The organism is Streptomyces sp. NPDC014676 (assembly GCF_043084105.1).
Lineage (GTDB): Bacteria > Actinomycetota > Actinomycetes > Streptomycetales > Streptomycetaceae > Streptomyces.
In genome coordinates this window covers 330,402-346,646 of the sequence record NZ_JBIBZI010000006.1, presented here as the reverse complement: position 1 = coordinate 346,646, position 16,245 = coordinate 330,402, and the positions used below count along the sequence as shown (strand labels likewise).

General features: G+C 71.4%; 14 protein-coding genes. 8 read left to right on the top strand and 6 right to left on the bottom strand.

Annotated features, from left to right (window positions below; genetic code table 11):
- The first annotated feature begins 54 nt into the window (after positions 1-54).
- From ACF1DX_RS19650 to ACF1DX_RS19640, 3 genes are all read left to right on the top strand, one after another.
- Positions 55-3,186, top strand: coding sequence for a sacsin N-terminal ATP-binding-like domain-containing protein (locus tag ACF1DX_RS19650; protein ID WP_391792436.1), 3,132 nt, complete (start codon positions 55-57; stop codon positions 3,184-3,186).
- 167 nt (positions 3,187-3,353) lie between these two features.
- On the top strand, positions 3,354-4,133 hold the full coding sequence (locus tag ACF1DX_RS19645; protein WP_391792435.1) for a DUF5707 domain-containing protein: 780 nt from the start codon (positions 3,354-3,356) through the stop codon (positions 4,131-4,133).
- A gap of 160 nt (positions 4,134-4,293) precedes the next feature.
- Positions 4,294-5,184, top strand: a complete 891-nt coding sequence (locus ACF1DX_RS19640) for a hypothetical protein (RefSeq protein ID WP_391792434.1) — start codon at positions 4,294-4,296, stop codon at positions 5,182-5,184.
- 10 nt (positions 5,185-5,194) lie between these two features.
- Here the strand turns inward: ACF1DX_RS19640 and ACF1DX_RS19635 are convergent, their stop codons facing one another.
- Both ACF1DX_RS19635 and ACF1DX_RS19630 read right to left on the bottom strand, forming a co-directional pair.
- On the bottom strand, positions 5,195-7,600 hold the full coding sequence (locus ACF1DX_RS19635) for an HAD-IC family P-type ATPase (RefSeq protein ID WP_391792433.1): 2,406 nt from the start codon (positions 7,598-7,600) through the stop codon (positions 5,195-5,197).
- A 154-nt stretch (positions 7,601-7,754) separates the two neighbouring features.
- Entirely contained in the window at positions 7,755-8,045 is a 291-nt protein-coding gene (locus ACF1DX_RS19630; RefSeq protein WP_391792432.1) for a DUF2530 domain-containing protein, read from the bottom strand.
- A gap of 181 nt (positions 8,046-8,226) precedes the next feature.
- On the opposite strand from ACF1DX_RS19630, the gene ACF1DX_RS19625 reads away from it, so the two are divergent.
- Complete coding sequence (locus tag ACF1DX_RS19625) at positions 8,227-9,678, top strand: NCS2 family permease (RefSeq protein WP_391792431.1); 1,452 nt, start codon at positions 8,227-8,229, stop codon at positions 9,676-9,678.
- A 16-nt stretch (positions 9,679-9,694) separates the two neighbouring features.
- Here the strand turns inward: ACF1DX_RS19625 and ACF1DX_RS19620 are convergent, their stop codons facing one another.
- The gene (locus tag ACF1DX_RS19620) at positions 9,695-9,877 is read right to left on the bottom strand and encodes a ribbon-helix-helix protein, CopG family (protein ID WP_037873132.1); all 183 of its coding nucleotides are present in this window, start codon (positions 9,875-9,877) and stop codon (positions 9,695-9,697) included.
- A 155-nt stretch (positions 9,878-10,032) separates the two neighbouring features.
- Here ACF1DX_RS19620 and ACF1DX_RS19615 point away from each other — a divergent pair, with 155 nt between their 5' ends.
- Genes ACF1DX_RS19615 through thpR form a run of 3 tightly spaced genes read left to right on the top strand, consistent with a single transcriptional unit; the run spans position 10,033 to position 12,519 of the window.
- Positions 10,033-10,470 carry a MarR family winged helix-turn-helix transcriptional regulator gene (locus ACF1DX_RS19615; protein ID WP_030868977.1) on the top strand — a complete coding sequence of 146 codons (438 nt, stop codon included), beginning with the start codon at positions 10,033-10,035 and terminating at the stop codon, positions 10,468-10,470.
- A gap of 45 nt (positions 10,471-10,515) precedes the next feature.
- Positions 10,516-11,883 (top strand): MFS transporter, encoded by a 1,368-nt coding sequence (locus tag ACF1DX_RS19610; RefSeq protein WP_391792430.1) that lies wholly within the window; start codon positions 10,516-10,518, stop codon positions 11,881-11,883.
- Positions 11,884-11,898: 15 nt separating this feature from the next.
- Entirely contained in the window at positions 11,899-12,519 is a 621-nt protein-coding gene (gene thpR / locus ACF1DX_RS19605; protein WP_391792429.1) for an RNA 2',3'-cyclic phosphodiesterase, read from the top strand.
- Between the two features lie 158 nt (positions 12,520-12,677).
- Here the strand turns inward: thpR and ACF1DX_RS19600 are convergent, their stop codons facing one another.
- The 3 genes from ACF1DX_RS19600 to ACF1DX_RS19590 all read right to left on the bottom strand — a co-directional run bounded on the left by ACF1DX_RS19600 (position 12,678) and on the right by ACF1DX_RS19590 (position 15,090).
- Positions 12,678-13,670 carry an aldo/keto reductase gene (locus ACF1DX_RS19600; RefSeq protein WP_391792428.1) on the bottom strand — a complete coding sequence of 331 codons (993 nt, stop codon included), beginning with the start codon at positions 13,668-13,670 and terminating at the stop codon, positions 12,678-12,680.
- Positions 13,671-13,700: 30 nt separating this feature from the next.
- Positions 13,701-14,303 (bottom strand): Uma2 family endonuclease, encoded by a 603-nt coding sequence (locus ACF1DX_RS19595; protein WP_391792427.1) that lies wholly within the window; start codon positions 14,301-14,303, stop codon positions 13,701-13,703.
- 109 nt (positions 14,304-14,412) lie between these two features.
- The gene (locus tag ACF1DX_RS19590; protein ID WP_391792426.1) at positions 14,413-15,090 is read right to left on the bottom strand and encodes an SGNH/GDSL hydrolase family protein; all 678 of its coding nucleotides are present in this window, start codon (positions 15,088-15,090) and stop codon (positions 14,413-14,415) included.
- A 98-nt stretch (positions 15,091-15,188) separates the two neighbouring features.
- On the opposite strand from ACF1DX_RS19590, the gene ACF1DX_RS19585 reads away from it, so the two are divergent.
- A complete protein-coding gene (locus ACF1DX_RS19585) occupies positions 15,189-16,163 on the top strand; it encodes a WD40 repeat domain-containing protein (RefSeq protein ID WP_391792425.1) in 975 nt (324 codons plus the stop codon).
- Positions 16,164-16,245 lie beyond the last annotated feature (82 nt).

Genomic DNA, 16,245 nt, shown 5'->3' with positions numbered 1-16,245 from the left:
TACCTTCGACCTCACGCCGATGCGCCGATGTGGGGCCGATGAGGAGAGATGAACGTGAGCAAGTTCGTGCGGCCCGCCGCCGAGGGTGCCGATCCGTTCGGTACGGCACGTCTGCGGCGCGGGGTCCTGGACGCCTGGGTCACCAGCCCCGCCCGCTTCCGTGAGGACGCCAACGCCGAGGAGGACCTCGTCCTCGGCGGCTACCGGGACCGCCTCGTCGTCGAACTCGCCCAGAACGCCGCCGACGCCGCCGCCCGCGCCGGCGTACCGGGACGGCTGCGGCTCACCCTGCGCGACGGGGTCCTCGTCGCCGCGAACACCGGGGCCCCGCTGGACGCGGCCGGTGTCGAATCGCTGTCCACCCTGCGCGCCTCCGCCAAGCGGGACGCGCCGGACCGGGCCGTGGGACGCTTCGGTGTCGGCTTCGCCGCCGTCCTCGCCGTCACCGACGAGCCCGCCGTCGTCGGACGGCACGGCGGGGTCCGCTGGTCGCTGGCCGAGGCGCGGGAACTCGCGGGCGACACCGCCCGGCACAGTCCAGGGCTCGGGGACGAGATCCGGCGGCGTGACGGGCACGTACCCCTGCTCCGGCTCCCGTTCGCCGCCGAGGGCACCGCGCCCGGCCCGTACGACACCGCCGTCATCCTCCCCCTGCGCGACACCGCCGCCGCCGGCCTCACCGAGCGGCTGCTGAACGCCGTCGACGACGCCCTGCTGCTCGCCCTGCCCGGCCTGGAGGAGGTGGTCGTCGAGATCGGGGACGGGGAACCCCGGACGGTGAGCCGCCGCGCCGACGGCGCACTCACCGTCGTCGAGGACAGCCGGGAAGGCACCACCCGCTGGCGCACCGCCGCCGCACACGGCCCGCTCACCCCCGAACTGCTCGCCGACCGGCCCGTCGAGGAGCGGCTGCGCCCCCACTGGTCGGTCACCTGGGCCGTCCCCGTGGACGCCGACGGCGGCCCCGCCCGGCCCCGCACCAGCCCCGTCGTGCACGCGCCCACCCCCAGCGACGAGCCGCTCGGCGTGCCCGCCCTGCTCATCGCCTCCTTCCCGCTGGACTCCACCCGCCGGCACGCCGCCCCCGGCCCGCTCACCGACTTCCTCGTGCAGCGCGCCGCCGACGCCTACGCCGGACTCCTCGCCGACTGGCACCCGGTGACCGCCGGGATCATCGACCTCGTGCCGGGCCCGCTCGGCAAGGGCGAACTGGACGGCGCCCTGCGCCGGGCGGTCCTCGAACGGCTGCCCCGCACGTCCTTCCTGCCACCGGCCGCCGGGCCGCGCGGGCAGGACGACGACTCCGAGCTGCCGCAGTCGCTGCGGCCCCGCGACGCCGAGGTCGTCGAGGGCGCGGGCGCCGACACCGTACGGGTACTGGCCGAAGTCCTCCCGACCCTCCTGCCCGCCGGTCTCGAACGCCGCGCGGAGCTGCGCACGCTGGGCGTGGCCCGCGTCCCGCTCACCGACGCGGTCGACCGGCTGGCCGGCCTGGAGAAGTCCCCCGAATGGTGGCGGCGGCTGTACGACAGCCTCGCCGGGGTCGACCCCGACCGGCTGTCCGGGCTGCCGGTGCCGCTCGCCGACGGACGCACCACCATCGGCCCCCGGCAGGTGCTGCTGCCCGGGGCGGAGGCCACCCGGATCGACCCCGAGGTGCTGGCCCGGCTCGGTCTCAAGGTCGCCCACCCGGACGCCGCCCACCCCCTCCTGGAGAAGCTCGGCGCGCTCCCCGCCACCCCGCGCGCCGTCCTCACCACCCCGCAGGTGCGGGCCGCCGTCGCCGCGTCCCTGGACGACGAGGGCCCGGTGAACTGGGAGGAGGACACCCCGGACGCCGAGGAACTCGCCGACACCGTGCTGGGTCTCGTACGCGACGCCGCCCTCGAACCCGGTGACGAGCCGTGGCTGGGCGCCCTCGCCCTCCCCGACGAGGACGGCGAACTCTCCCCGGCCTGCGAACTGGTCTTCCCCGGCGGGCCGTTCGCCCAGGTCATGCGGGAGGGCGAACTCGCCGCCGTGGACGGCGAACTGGCCGAGCGGTGGGGTGAACAGCCGCTCGCCGCCTGCGGGGTGCTGGTCGACTTCGCGCTGATCCGCGCCACCGACGTCGTCCTCGACCCGGACGAACTGGAACCGCGCGAAGGCGACTTCGCCGAGCCCGACGACGCGGGCCTGCTCGACGCCGTGGACGTGTGGAGCGAGGACGTCCTCGACCGCTTCCCGGACAGCCCCGTCCCGCCCGTCGCCACCGAGATCGTCGCCGTGCGCGACCTCGACCTCGTCGACGACGACCGCTGGCCCCAGGCCCTCGCCCTGCTCTCACGCCCCCCGCTGCGCGACGCGCTCGTCCAGCCCGTGCGGATCCTGCTGCACGACGGCACCCACGAGGTCGTACGGCCGTACACCGCGTGGTGGCTGCGCGGGCACCCGGTGATCGGCGGGCGCCGCCCCGCCGGACTGCGCGCGGCCGGCGGCGACCCGCTGCTGCGCGGCCTGTACGACGAGGCCGACGCGACCGGGTTCGAGGACGAACAGGTGCTGCGGGCGCTGGGCGTACGGACCTCGGTGGCCGCGTTGCTCGACGAGCCGGGAGGCGCCGCCGAACTGCTGGACCGGCTCGCCGACCCCGGCCGGCCGGTCACGGCGGCCCAGCTGCACGCGCTCTACGGCGCGCTGGCCGAGCTGGACCCCGAGCAGGTGACCCTGCCGGACGATCTGCGGGCCGTGGTCGACGGCCGGGTGGAGGTGGTGGACGCCGCGGACGCGGTGGTCGTCGACTCACCCGACCTGCTGCCGTTCACGTCGGGGATGCCGCTGCTGCCCGTACGGCCGGCGCGGGCCGCCGAACTGGCGGAGCTGTTCCAGGTGCGGCGGCTGAGCGAGTCCGTCACCGGGGAGGTGGACTCCGAGGGCACGGAGCACGACGTACCGGAGCCGGTACGGGTGCTGCTGGGGCCGCGCACCCCGGCGTCGTACGTCGAGCACGAGGAACTGGTCGTCGACGGCGTGGAGATCGACTGGCGGCTGACGAACGACGGCGTCCTGCACGCGGCGACCCTGGAGGGCGTGGCCGCGGGCCTCGCCTGGGCGGCGGGCCAGTGGCCCCGGCGCTTCGAGGTGGCGGCACTGCTGGAGGACCCGTCCCGGACGGAGGAGTTGGCGCGGGACCGCTGGTTCGACTGAGCCCGGGAAATCCCGCACGAATTTTCCACTTCTCGTACAACCATGTGACCAAGTGGTGCATCTGATCATGCGAGTCAACAGACTCCCTGATCATCCGGGGCCCCGGCCGACGACGAGCCGTACGAAACGACCAGAGCCGGGGCCCCCTTCTCCAATGTGGGGAACACATGCGTATACGCGCCACCGTGGCCGCCGTCTCCGGCGCCCTGGCCCTGTCCGCCCTCGCCGTCCCGGCCGCCCACGCCGACGACTCCTTGGGCGACACGAAGATCTCCAACGTGGTGGTCAACGGCGGCAAGTCCGTCGTCATCGGCGCCACCGCCGCCAAGAAGGTCACCGTCACCTTCACCGTCACCGACAACTCCGGCGTCGCGTGGGCACAGGCCGTCCTGTTCCACGGCTCGACCATCGAGAACTCCGACGCCGGGGCCATCGCCGACGGCAACGACGGCGAGGCCACGTGCACCAAGGTCAACGCCACGACGTCGACCTGCAAGTCCACCTTCACCCTGAAGCCGGCTTACGACATCGTCAACGCGTCCGCCGGCACCTGGAAGGTGTGGGCCGTCGCCGCGGCCAAGGACGACAACTTCGTGCAGAAGGACAACGTCAAGAGCTTCAAGGTCCAGCGGGCCTCCCAGCTCACCGTCAACGCCTCCCCCGAGCCGGTGAAGAAGGGCAAGACCATCACCGTCACGGGCAAGCTGTCCCGCGCGAACTGGGAGACCGGCAAGTACGCCGGTTACACCGGCCAGTCGGTGAAGCTCCAGTTCCGCAAGAAGAGCTCCAGCACCTACACCACGGTCAAGACCATCAAGACCAACTCCAAGGGCGAGCTGAAGACCACCGTCAAGGCCTCCGCCGACGGCTACTACCGCTACTCCTTCGCGGGCACCTCGACCACCCCGGCGGTCAACGCCGCGGGTGACTTCATCGATGTGAAGTAACCCGACCTCCGATACCGGCAGTTCACCTCCTGGGCATCAGGGTGAACTGCCGGTGCCGTTTCCACCAAGCCTTCGCATGGCGTACAACCAGTCACTCCTGCCACGGATCGGATCATGTGAGTCACCAGACTCCACTGTCACCCTGTGGGGGATCCAACACATGCGCATACATGCCACCGTGGCTGCCGTCACCGGCGCCCTGGCTCTCTCCGCCCTCGCCGTGCCGGCCGTCGCACAGGCCGCCGACGAAACCCGGCCGTCCTTCGGGGCGACCGTCAGCGACACCACCGCCGGCCTCAAGGCCGACCTCAAGGCCGACGCGCCCGCGCCCGCTGCCCGCAGCGGCGCCTCCGTGGAGGCCGCCGCCGCGCTCGACGTCACCGTCTCCGGCGTGTCGGTCAACAACAACAAGGACGTCGTCGTCGGTACGACCGGCACCTACACCGTGCCGCTCACGTACACCCTGAACCACACCGGCGACCTGGGTGCTTACGGCACCGCCGCGATGATCTACCACGGCACCTCGATCGACGACGCGACCTGGGGCTTCGCCTCCGACGACGCGGCCGCCTGCACCGAGGTCTCCTCGACCGCCCTGAAGTGCTCGACCACCGTCACCTTCCTGCCGGACGAACTGCTCAACGAGGACGCCGGTACCTGGCGCGTCGGCGTCGTCGTGGTCACCGAGGGCGACGAGGTGACCCTGGAGAACGTGGGCACCCGCAAGGTCCTGCGCACCTCCAAGGTGACCGTCGACGCCGCTCCGGAGCCGGTGAAGAAGGGCGCGACCATCACCATCACCGGCAAGCTGACCCGCGCCGACTGGGACACCAACAGGTACGTCGGCTACGGCAGCCAGTCCGTGGTCCTCCAGTACCGCGCGAAGGGCTCCAGCACTTACGGCAACGTCAAGGGGATCAAGTCCACCTCCACCGGCGCCCTGAAGACGACCGTCAAGGCGAGCGCCAGCGGCCACTACCGCTTCGTCTTCAACGGCTCCCCGACCGGCGGCAAGGCCACCGCCACCGGTGACTACATCGGCGTGCAGTAACCCCCGGGGCCTACCCGGCGGGAAAGCGGCGGTCGACCAGTCTCCACAGGAGTTCCAGGGCGGCCGCCGCCACCGCCGCGATGCCGACCGCGGCCCAGGGCATCACCGTGCCGACCAGCTTCAGCGCGAAGAACTCCTGCAGCCACGGCACCACCAGCACCACCAGGAACGCCCCGCCCATCGCCGCCACCAGCCCGATCCGCCACCACGTGTACGGCCGGGCGATGATCGCCAGCACCCAGATCGAGATCAGGAACAGCGTCAGCGTCGCCGCGCTCGTCTCCGCCTCCAGCGCGCCCGCACCGGTGTACTGCTCCCGGGCGACCAGATACGACGCGAACGTCGCCAGCGCGGCCAGCACCCCGCCAGGGATCGCGTACCGCATGACCCGCCGCACGAAGTTCGGCCGGGCGCGTTCCCTGTTGGGGGCGAGGGCGAGGAAGAACGCCGGGACGCCGATGGTGAGCGTGGACAGCAGCGTCAGATGGCGCGGCAGGAACGGGTACTCCACCTGCGAGATCACCACCAGCACCGCCAGCAGCACCGAGTACACCGTCTTCACCAGGAACAGCGTCGCGACCCGGGTGATGTTGCCGATCACCCGGCGCCCCTCCGCCACCACCGACGGCAGCGTGGCGAAGCTGTTGTTCAGCAGCACGATCTGCGCGACCGCCCGCGTGGCCTCCGAACCGGAGCCCATCGCCACGCCGATGTCCGCGTCCTTCAGCGCCAGCACGTCGTTCACGCCGTCCCCGGTCATCGCGACCGTGTGGCCGCTCGACTGGAGCGCGCCCACCATGTTCCGCTTCTGCTGCGGGGTGACCCGCCCGAACACCGTGCCGTCGTCCAGCGCCTTCGCCATGCCGTCCGGGTCGGCGGGCAGCCGGCGCGCGTCCACCGTCGTACCGGACAGGCCCAGCTTGGACGCGACCGCCCCGACCGACACCGCGTTGTCCCCGGAGATGACCTTGGCGCGGACGTCCTGCTCGGCGAAGTAGCGCAGGGTGTCGGCCGCGTCCGGCCGCAACCGCTGCTCCAGCACCACCAGCGCGGCCGGCCGTACGCCCTCGGCGGCCCCGGGGTCGTCGACGTCCACACCGTCGCGGGCACGGGCGAGCAGCAGCACCCGCAGCCCCTGTTCGTTCATCCGTCCGGTCTCGGCCAGCGCCGGGTCGTCGGGGTCCAGCAGCACGTCGGGCGCCCCCAGCAGCCAGGTCACCGCTCCGCCGTCCGCGCCCTCCTCGAACGTCGCGCCGCTGTACTTGCGGGCGGAGGAGAAGGGCAGCGTGTCGGTGAGGCGCCACCCGGTGGTGTCCGGGTACGCGTCGATGATCGCCTTCAGGGAGGCGTTCGGGCGGGGGTCCGCCGAGCCGAGTTCGCCCAGCACCTTGCGCAGGTACGCCTCGTCACCGTCCCCCAGCACCCGCAGCTCGGTGACGTCCATGCCGCCCTCGGTGAGCGTGCCCGTCTTGTCCAGGCAGACCGTGTCGACGCGGGCCAGCCCCTCGATCGCCGGCAGCTCCTGCACCAGGCACTGCTTGCGCCCCAGCCGGATCACCCCGATCGCGAAGGCGACGGAGGTGAGCAGCACCAGCCCCTCGGGGACCATCGGCACGATCCCGCCGACCGTGCGGGCGACCGAGTCCTTCAGCTCGTTGTCCTTGACCACGAGCTGGCTGATGATCAGACCGATCGCGGTCGGGACCATCATCCACGTCACGTACTTGAGGATCGTGGAGATGCCCGAGCGCAGCTCGGAGTGGACCAGCGTGAACCGGGACGCCTCCTCGGCGAGCTGCGCCGCGTACGCCTCACGTCCCACCCGGGTCGCCTGGAAGGAGCCGCCGCCCGCGACGACGAAGCTGCCGGACATGACCTGGTCCCCGGGCCGCTTCACCACGGGGTCGGCCTCGCCGGTGAGCAGCGACTCGTCGATCTCCAGGCCGTCCGTCTCGGCGCACACCCCGTCGACGACGACCTTGTCGCCCGGCCCGATCTCGATCAGGTCGTCCAGCACGATCTCGGAGGTGCCGACCTCCGTGGCCGTCCCGTCCCGGCGCACCGTGGGCCGTACCTCGCCGATCACCGCGAGGGAGTCGAGGGTCTTCTTCGCCCGCCACTCCTGGACGATGCCGATGCCGGTGTTGGCGAGGATCACGAAGCCGAACAGGCTGTCCTGGATGGGCGCGACCACCAGCATGATCAGCCAGAGCACGCCGATGATCGCGTTGAACCGGGTGAAGACGTTCGCGCGGACGATCTCGCCGAGGGACCGGCTGCTGCGCACCGGTACGTCGTTGACCTGCCCGCGCGCCACCCGTTCGGCGACTTCCGCGGCCGTCAGCCCGGTCACCGGTGAGGTGACCTCGGCGGGTCGCACGCCGTCGACCCGGTCGCCCGCCTCGAGATGCGTCATGCATTCGACGGTACGTGCGGATCCGGGGGGCCACCCACCCGATCGGCGGAAGATCCGACCTGGGGAGGACGGCCGTAGTGCCGTGGTCGTACGGCGGTGGCGTCGGAGCCGGCAGGGTTCAGCCGTACGGCGGTGGCGCGGAGGCCGGCCGGGTTCAGTCGGCCGACGGGGCGGGGGAGCGGTCCGGCTCCGGCGTCCCGGCAGCCCGCGCCCGCTGGATCGCGGCCTCACGCCTGCGGACGTACCAGATGCCGATGAAACCGAGCCCGCCGCCGGCCAGGCAGGTCCACAGCCACCAGGTGTGGCCGTGGTCGTCGAACCAGCCGTAGAACGGCAGCTGGACCAGGAACAGGGCGAACCAGACGATCGTGCCGCCGATGATGGTGGCGACCACGGGGCCCTCCAGGGGCTCCGGCGCCTCGTGCTTGGGGGTCCACTTCGCCATGCGGACAAGCTTACGAGGCCCGGCACGTGACGGGGACCGCACGGGGCCACACGGTTCTACGCGCGGAGATAGCGTGGACGGCGTTATATGTTCATACTGAATCCGTTTGTCTCTGACCGCTTTCATTCGTAGAAAACACCAAAGGGCTTCGGGGGGCGCCCACCGGTGATGAGGTCTCCGCATGTCCCCGTCGGCCACGACCAAGGCCCCCACCCCCGAGCAGCCGGGGTCCGGTGCCGCGTCCGGCGCCCTCGACCGCTACTTCCGGATCTCCGAGCGCGGCAGCACCCTGTCCCGTGAGGTCCGCGGCGGTTTCGCCACCTTCTTCGCGATGGCGTACATCATCGTGCTGAACCCGATCATCCTGGGCAGCGCGAAGGACATGTACGGCCATCAGCTCGACAACGGCCAGCTCGTCACCGCGACCGCCCTGACCGCCGCGTTCACCACGCTGCTCATGGGCGTCATCGGCAACGTCCCGATCGCGCTGGCCGCGGGCCTGGGCATCAACTCCGTCGTCGCGCTCCAGCTCGCGCCGCGCATGTCGTGGCCGGACGCCATGGGCATGGTGGTGCTGGCCGGTTTCATCGTGATGCTGCTGGTCGCCACCGGTCTGCGCGAGCGCGTGATGAACGCCGTCCCGCACGGTCTGCGCAAGGCCATCGCCATCGGCATCGGCCTGTTCATCATGCTGATCGGCCTGGTCGACGCCGGGTTCGTCTCCCGCATCCCGGACGCCGCCCACACCACCGTCCCGCTCCAGCTCGGCGGCACCGGTCACCTCACCGGCTGGCCGGTCCTCGTCTTCGTCCTCGGCGCGCTGCTCACGCTGGTGCTGATCGCGCGCAAGGTGCCCGGCGCGATCCTCATCTCGATCGTCGCGATGACGGTCCTCGCGCTGATCATCAACGCCGTGGCCTCCATCCCCACCTGGGGCCTGACGACCCCCGAGTGGCCCGGTAACCCGGTCGCCACCCCCGACTTCGGCCTGATCGGCCAGGTCAGCCTGTTCGGCGGCTTCGAGAAGGTCGGCGTACTGACCGGCATCCTGTTCGTCTTCACCGTGCTGCTGTCGAGCTTCTTCGACGCGATGGGCACGATCATGGGCGTCTCGGACGAGGCCAAGCTGACCGACGCCCAGGGCCAGATGCCCGGCGTCAACAAGGTCCTGTTCCTCGACGGCGTCGGGGTCGCCGCGGGCGGTGCCGCCTCCGCCTCGGCCACCACCGCCTTCGTGGAGTCCACGGCCGGCGTCGGCGAGGGTGCGCGCACCGGCTTCGCCAACGTCGTCACCGGCGGCCTGTTCGCGGTGGCGCTGTTCCTCACGCCCATCGCCACGATGGTCCCGTCCCAGGCGGCCACCCCGGCGCTGGTCGCGGTGGGCTTCCTGATCCTGGCCGGTTCGGTCAAGGAGATCGACTGGGCGGACCACACGATCGCCATTCCGGCCTTCGTGACGATGGTGATGATGCCGTTCACCTACTCGATCACCAACGGCATCGGCATGGGCTTCATCACCTTCGTGGTGCTGCGCCTGGCGGCCGGGCGCGGCCGGGAGATCCCGGCGGCGATGTACGTGGTGTCGGCGGTCTTCGCCTTCTACTACCTGATGCCGGCGCTGGGCCTGACCTGACCGTGCACGCGGGGGCTCACGTGACCCCGTAGAACCTCTCCGTCTCCTCGACGGCGGTCTGGAACCGCTGGTCGAAGTCATCGCGCATGAGCGTCCGGACGACATAGTCCTGGACGCTCATGCCGCGTTTGGCGGCATGCTCCCGGAGCCGTTCGAGCAGGTCGTGATCGATACGCAGGCTGAGCACGTCGGTCCCCATGCGCATGAGGGTCCCTGCACACCACGGTGCGCCGCGCCACGATTCGCGGATGGATCACTCGTATGGGTGATACGGCGTGACAGTGGCGGGGGTCACGGGCGTGTACATGCCTCCCAAGTGGTCCTTAGCGAGAGTAATGAGTTACGCTAAAGAACATGCCGGACTTCAGCCATGGTGACGACGCAGCCGCCGTGAACGCCCTCCGATCCGCCGTGATGCGGTTGTCCCGTCGGCTCAAGCACCAGCGCGTCGACGAGTCCCTCAGCCCCACCGAGATGTCGGTGCTGGGCACCCTGGCCCGCTGCGGCCGGGCCACCCCGGGCGAGCTCGCCCGCAAGGAGCACGTCCAGCCGCCGTCGATGACCCGCATCGTGGCCCTGCTGGAGGCCAAGGGACTGGTCCGCCTGGAGCCGCACCCCGACGACCGGCGCCAGAAGGTCGTCACGCAGACCGAGCGGGCCGAGGCGATGCTCGAGGAGAGCCGCCGCAAGCGGAACGCGTTCCTGGCCGCGCTGGTCGAGGAACTCGACGACGACGAGTGGGCGACACTGCGCGCCGCCGCCCCCGTGCTGGAGAAACTGGCGCACGTCTGAGCACGCAGTACGGCAGTACGGCAGCAAGCAAGGAGGCGAATCCTTTTGAGTACGGGATCCGGAGCAGCTTCCGCCCCCGCACCTGACCCCCACGACACCCCGGCCGCCCCCGACCCCACCCCCACCCGCAAGACCTCGATGTTCGCCTCGCTGAGGGTCAGGAACTACCGCCTGTTCTTCCTCGGCCAGGTCGTCTCCAACATCGGCACCTGGATGCAGCGCATCGCCCAGGACTGGCTGGTGCTCAGCCTCACCGGCTCCTCGGCCGCCGTCGGCATCACCACGGCCCTGCAGTTCCTGCCGATGCTGCTGTTCGGCCTGTACGGCGGTGTCCTCGTCGACCGCCTGCGCAAGCGCCCCACGCTGCTCGTCACGCAGACCGCGATGGCCCTCACCTCCCTCGTGCTCGCCGCCCTCACCCTGACGGGACGGGTCGAGGTCTGGCACATCTACGTCGCCGCCTTCGCCCTCGGTCTCGCGACCGTCGTCGACAACCCGGCCCGCCAGTCCTTCGTCTCCGAGCTCGTCGGCCCCGGCCAGCTCCAGAACGCGGTCAGCCTGAACTCCGCGAACTTCCAGTCCGCCCGCCTGGTCGGCCCCGCCGTCGCGGGCCTGCTGATCACCGGCGTCGGCACCGGCTGGGCGTTCCTCCTCAACGGCCTGTCCTTCGTCGCGCCGCTCGCCGGCCTGATGATGATGCGCGCCCGCGAGCTGCACGCCGTCGAGCGCGCCCCGCGCGGCAAGGGACAGCTCCGGGAGGGCGTGCGCTACGTCACCGGACGGCCCGAGCTGATCTGGCCGATCGTCCTGGTCGGCTTCATCGGCACCTTCGCCTTCAACTTCCCCGTCTACCTCTCGGCCTTCGCCGACGACGTCTTCCACGGGGGCGCGGGCGTCTACAGCATGTTCAACACCCTGATGGCGGTCGGCTCCGTCTCCGGCGCCCTGCTCGCCGCCCGGCGCGGCACGGCCCGGCTGCGGCTGCTGATCCTGGCCGCGCTGGCCTTCGGCGGGCTGGAGATCCTGGCCTCCGCGTCGCCGGAGCTGTGGATGTTCGCCCTGATCATGGTCCCGCTGGGCCTGTTCTCGATGACGGTCAACGTCACCACCAACACCAGCCTCCAGATGGCCACCGACCCGGCGATGCGCGGCCGGGTCATGGCCCTCTACATGATGGTCTTCCTCGGCGGTTCCCCGGTCGGCGCCCCGATCGTCGGCTGGATCACCGACACCTACGGCGCCCGCGTCGGCTTCGCGGCCGGCGGCGCGGTCGCGGTGGCCGCGGCGGCCGTCATCGGCCTGATCCTGGCCAGGGTCGGCGGCCTGCGCCTGTCGGTCGGCTGGCACCGGGGCCACCCCAGCGTCCGCTTCGTACCCCGTGAGCGTCAGGAAGCCCTGGCGCCGGCGGTCTGACGGCAGACTGGTCCCATGAGACTCTTCGCCGCCGTACTGCCGCCCGAGGACGTGGTCCAGGAGCTCGCCTTCGAGGTCGCCCGGCTGCGGAGGCTGCCCGGGGCGGACGGGATGCGGTGGACCGGGCGGGCCGGGTGGCCCCGCGGCGGAGCCGCTGATTGGCCCCGCGGCGGAGCCGCTGATTGGCACTTCACGCTCGCCTTCTACGGTGAGGTCGACGACGAGCTCGTACCGGAGCTGACGGCGCGGCTGGGACGGGCCGCGTCCCGGACGGACCCCTTCGAGCTGGCCCTGTGCGGCGGCGGGCAGTTCGGGCACGGCAGGGTGCTGTGGGCCGGTGCGGAGGGGGACCTGCGCACGATGCGGCTGCTGGCCGAGCGGGCCGAGGCGGCGGCGCGGAAGGCGGGCGTGCCGATGGACGAGCACCGGCGCTACAAGGCCCACCTGACGGTGGCCCGCAGCCGGGACGCCGTCGACGTACGGCCGTACGTGGGGGCCCTGCACGCCTTCCGCAGCCGCACCTGGACCGTGGACGAGGCGGTGCTGGTGCGCAGCGACCTGCCGACGTCCGGGGTGCCGGGCGAGCAGCCCCGCTATACGCCAGTCGCCCGGCGGGCACTGGGCGCGGCCCGTTAGGCTCGACGGCGTGGACCCGAAGACCCGTAACCGGATCATGGCCGGTGTGCTCGTACTGATGTTCGTCGTGGTGGCGCTGGCGGCGGCACTGGGAAATTAGCGCCGCCGCCGTACGCGGCGCCGGGCGATCGGCGCCGCCGACCGCCCCGTACGCGCCGCTACCAGGCGAAGGCCTCCGGCGACGGCCCCGGACCCGGGAAGATCTCGTCCAGTGAGGTCAGCAGCTCCTCGCTCAGCTCCAGCTCGACCGCGCGCAGCGCGGAGGCGAGCTGCTCGGCCGTGCGCGGGCCGACGATCGGGCCGGTCACGCCGGGCCGGGTGAGCAGCCAGGCCAGCGCGGCCTCGCCGGGCTCGACGCCGTGCTTGTCGAGCAGGTCCTCGTACGCCTGGATCTGCGCGCGGGACGACGGGTCGGCCAGCGTGTCGGCGGCCCGCCCGGAGGCGCGCCGGCCGCCCTGGACCTCCTTCTTGATCACACCGCCCAGCAGCCCGCCGTGCAGCGGCGACCACGGGATGACCCCGAGCCCGTACTCCTGCGCGGCCGGGATGACCTCCATCTCGGCGCGGCGCTCGGCGAGGTTGTAGAGGCACTGCTCGCTGACCAGGCCGATGGTGCCGCCGCGCCGGGCGGCGATCTCGTTGGCCTGGGCGATCTTGTAGCCGGGGAAGTTCGAGGAACCGGCGTAGAGGATCTTGCCCTGCTGGACCAGGACGTCGATCGCCTGCCAGATCTCCTCGAACGGGGTGTTCCGGTCGACGTGGTGGAACTGGTAGACGTCGATGTAGTCCGTCCGGAGCCGCTTCAGGCTGGCGTCGACGGCCCGGCGGATGTTCACCGCGGACAGCTTGTCGTGGTTGGGCCACGCCTCGCCGTCGGCGCCCATGTTCCCGTACACCTTGGTCGCGAGGACCACCTTGTCGCGGCGCTCGCCGCCCTTCGCGAACCAGTTCCCGATGATGCTCTCGGTCCGGCCCTTGTTCTCGCCCCAGCCGTAGACGTTGGCCGTGTCGAAGAAGTTCAGTCCCGCGTCCAGCGCGGCGTCCATGATGGCGTGGCTGTCGGCCTCGTCGGTCTGCGGACCGAAGTTCATCGTCCCGAGGACGAGCCGGCTGACCTTGAGTCCCGTGCGTCCGAGCTGTGTGTACTTCATGGTCGTCAAGCCAACGGCCTGGAGTGCGCTCTATGCAAGAGGGGACGGGTCCCGGGGGAAGGCGCTGGTGCTCACGGTCAGGTCGGCCACGGTGCCGGTCAGATCGATGTCGTCGCCGAAGTCCACCCGAGTCCGCGTGACGTAGTCGCCGTTCTTCGGGTCGGTGTAGACGTAGCAGCGGCCCTGGTAGGGGTCGACGATGACGTAGAGGGGGACCTCGGCGGTCGCGTAGGCGGCCTTCTTCGGGCCGTAGTCGTTGGCGGCCGTGCCCTCGGAGATGACCTCGAAGACGAATTCGACGTCCTCGTACCGCCAGTGGCCCTCGTCGTCCTTCTCGGCGGAATCCCGGAGCATGGCCACGTCGGGACAGAGGCCGTTCTCGTGGCCCGGGAAGTCGATGCGGACGTCCGAGAACACCTGGACATCCATCCCGAACCTGTCCTCGACGGCCCGCACGATCCGGCGGATGATCCCCCAATGAGTGTCACGCTGCGGTGTCATGTAGACGGTGCCCCCGACGATCTCGACCCTGAATCCTTCGGGGACGGGCATCCGCTCCAGGCGCTCGAACCACTCGTCCAAGCGCTGCGTGTTGACGTCGGCCATGGCGATCCTGTCTTCAAGGACGGTCATCGTGGCGCTCTTCCACGGCCGCCCACGGACGAGTGCGGCCGCGCGGTACAACGATACGCACGGCGAGCAGGACACGGGGTCGGGCGCATATGCCAGAACTCCCCGGCCGCTACGCCGCCCCGTACGGCCCGCCCAGCCCCCACCCCCGCCACATCGCCTCCGCGAACGCCCCCGCGATCCTGTGTTCGCCGCTCTCGTTGGGATGCGTGCCGTCGTACGTGTCCGTGTGGAAGTCGTACGACGCCGGCGGGGGGACCAGCAGCAGTGACGAGTCCGCCTCGTCCAGGTCGGCGACGGTCTTCGCCAGGAGTTCGTTGAAGTGGGCGACCTGTCCGGCGAAGGCCGGGTCGGCCTCCACCCGGATGTTGCGGATCACCGGCATGACGGCCACGCGGACGCGCGGGTTCGCGGCCCTCGCCCCGGCGACGAAGGCGCGGACGTTCTCCGCCGTCTGCTCGGCGTTGGTGTAGAAGCCCAGGTCGATCAGGCCCAGCGACACCAGCAGCACGTCCGCGCGGCAGGAGCGCACCGCCCCGCCGATCAGCGGGGCCATGTGCTGCCAGCCCTCGCCCCAGCCGGCCAGGTGGGCGCGCGGGAAGCCGGGGTCGGCGTACGCGTACGAGGTGGGGGCGTCCGTCCCCGGGTCGTGCAGCGTCTCGCGCGGGCCGACCAGCGTGAAGGGACCGCCGTACGCCGTGCACAGGTGCTGCCACAGCCGGTAGCGCCAGGTGTGTTCACCCGCGCTCCCGATCGTCATCGAGTCACCTACGGGCATGAACCTGAGCACCCGATCATCATGGACGATCGGTCCGGCCGCCGCGATCCGTCGCGATGTGAGTCCGGACACCCACCCTGAAGTGCGTTGATCGATGGCACTCTTGGCACATGCGCCGACCCTTCGCCCTGATCGCCGCGACCCTCCTCACGGGTGCGCTCACCGTGCCCGCCGCCTCCGCAGCCGACGGCGACGAGGGCTTCACCCTCAAGGACCCGCGCATCACCGAGTCCAGCGGACTCGCCGCCTCCCGCCTCCACCCCGGCGTCTACTGGACCCACAACGACCAGGACGACGGGCCCTACCTGTACGCCGTCGACGGCGGCACCGGCGAGACGGTCGCACGCGTCGCGCTCTCCGGCGTCGGCACGCTCCGCGACGTCGAGGCCATCTCCGTCGGCCCCGGCAACAAGATCTTCGTCGGTGACATCGGGGACAACCTCGGCGGCACCTGGCCCCACGTGTGGATCTACGAGCTGCCCGAGCCGACGGAGCTGAAGGACCGGACGGTCCGGGCGACGCAGTACGTCGTGAAGTACGCGGACGGCGCCCGCGACGCGGAGTCGATGGTCGTCCACCCGAAGACCGGACGGGTCTACATCATCGACAAGAACGAGGACGGCGGACACCTGTACGAGGGTCCGGCGAAGCTCTCCGCCTCCGGAACGAACGTCTTCAAGCCCACCGCCCCCGTCGACCTGTGGGCCACCGACGCCGCGTTCTCCCCGGACGGCGAGCGGCTCGCCGTGCGCGGCTACCTCGGAGGCATCTGGTACGACTGGAACGGCGGCGAGATCCGGCGCGGGGGGCGGATCAGCGTGCCCCTGGGGCAGGGCGAGTCCGCCACTTACACCACCGACGGCAGGAAGCTGCTGCTCGGGATGGAGGGGGCCCAGAGCCCCGTCGCGGCCGAGGACGCGCCCGGAGGCGGTGGAGAGCCGGGTGCGGGCGCCGAGGGCGAGAAGCGCGGGAGCGGCGGTGCCGCCGCCGACGGCACCGGCGGCAGCGTCAAGATCGGCGCCGCCGCCGCGGCGGCCCTCCTCTGCGTGCTCCTCTTCCGGCTGCTGCGCCGCCGCAACCGCTGATCAGCCGTCCCGTCGCTGTGCCGGCACACGCCAAGGACCCTGGTCCGCCGGGGAGGAGAGCGTACGGATGCGTGAGGGGCGC

What these genes read in the sequence shown, in the direction of transcription:
- ACF1DX_RS19645 (WP_391792435.1), top strand. Translation starts at nt 3,354, where the DNA reads ATGCGTATACGCGCCACCGTGGCCGCCGTCTCCGGCGCCCTGGCCCTG.
- ACF1DX_RS19640 (WP_391792434.1), top strand. Translation starts at nt 4,294, where the DNA reads ATGCGCATACATGCCACCGTGGCTGCCGTCACCGGCGCCCTGGCTCTC.
- ACF1DX_RS19635 (WP_391792433.1), bottom strand. Translation starts at nt 7,600, where the DNA reads ATGACGCATCTCGAGGCGGGCGACCGGGTCGACGGCGTGCGACCCGCC.
- ACF1DX_RS19630 (WP_391792432.1), bottom strand. Translation starts at nt 8,045, where the DNA reads ATGGCGAAGTGGACCCCCAAGCACGAGGCGCCGGAGCCCCTGGAGGGC.
- ACF1DX_RS19625 (WP_391792431.1), top strand. Translation starts at nt 8,227, where the DNA reads ATGTCCCCGTCGGCCACGACCAAGGCCCCCACCCCCGAGCAGCCGGGG.
- ACF1DX_RS19620 (WP_037873132.1), bottom strand. Translation starts at nt 9,877, where the DNA reads ATGGGGACCGACGTGCTCAGCCTGCGTATCGATCACGACCTGCTCGAA.
- ACF1DX_RS19615 (WP_030868977.1), top strand. Translation starts at nt 10,033, where the DNA reads ATGCCGGACTTCAGCCATGGTGACGACGCAGCCGCCGTGAACGCCCTC.
- thpR (WP_391792429.1), top strand. Translation starts at nt 11,899, where the DNA reads ATGAGACTCTTCGCCGCCGTACTGCCGCCCGAGGACGTGGTCCAGGAG.
- ACF1DX_RS19600 (WP_391792428.1), bottom strand. Translation starts at nt 13,670, where the DNA reads ATGAAGTACACACAGCTCGGACGCACGGGACTCAAGGTCAGCCGGCTC.
- ACF1DX_RS19595 (WP_391792427.1), bottom strand. Translation starts at nt 14,303, where the DNA reads ATGACCGTCCTTGAAGACAGGATCGCCATGGCCGACGTCAACACGCAG.
- ACF1DX_RS19585 (WP_391792425.1), top strand. Translation starts at nt 15,189, where the DNA reads ATGCGCCGACCCTTCGCCCTGATCGCCGCGACCCTCCTCACGGGTGCG.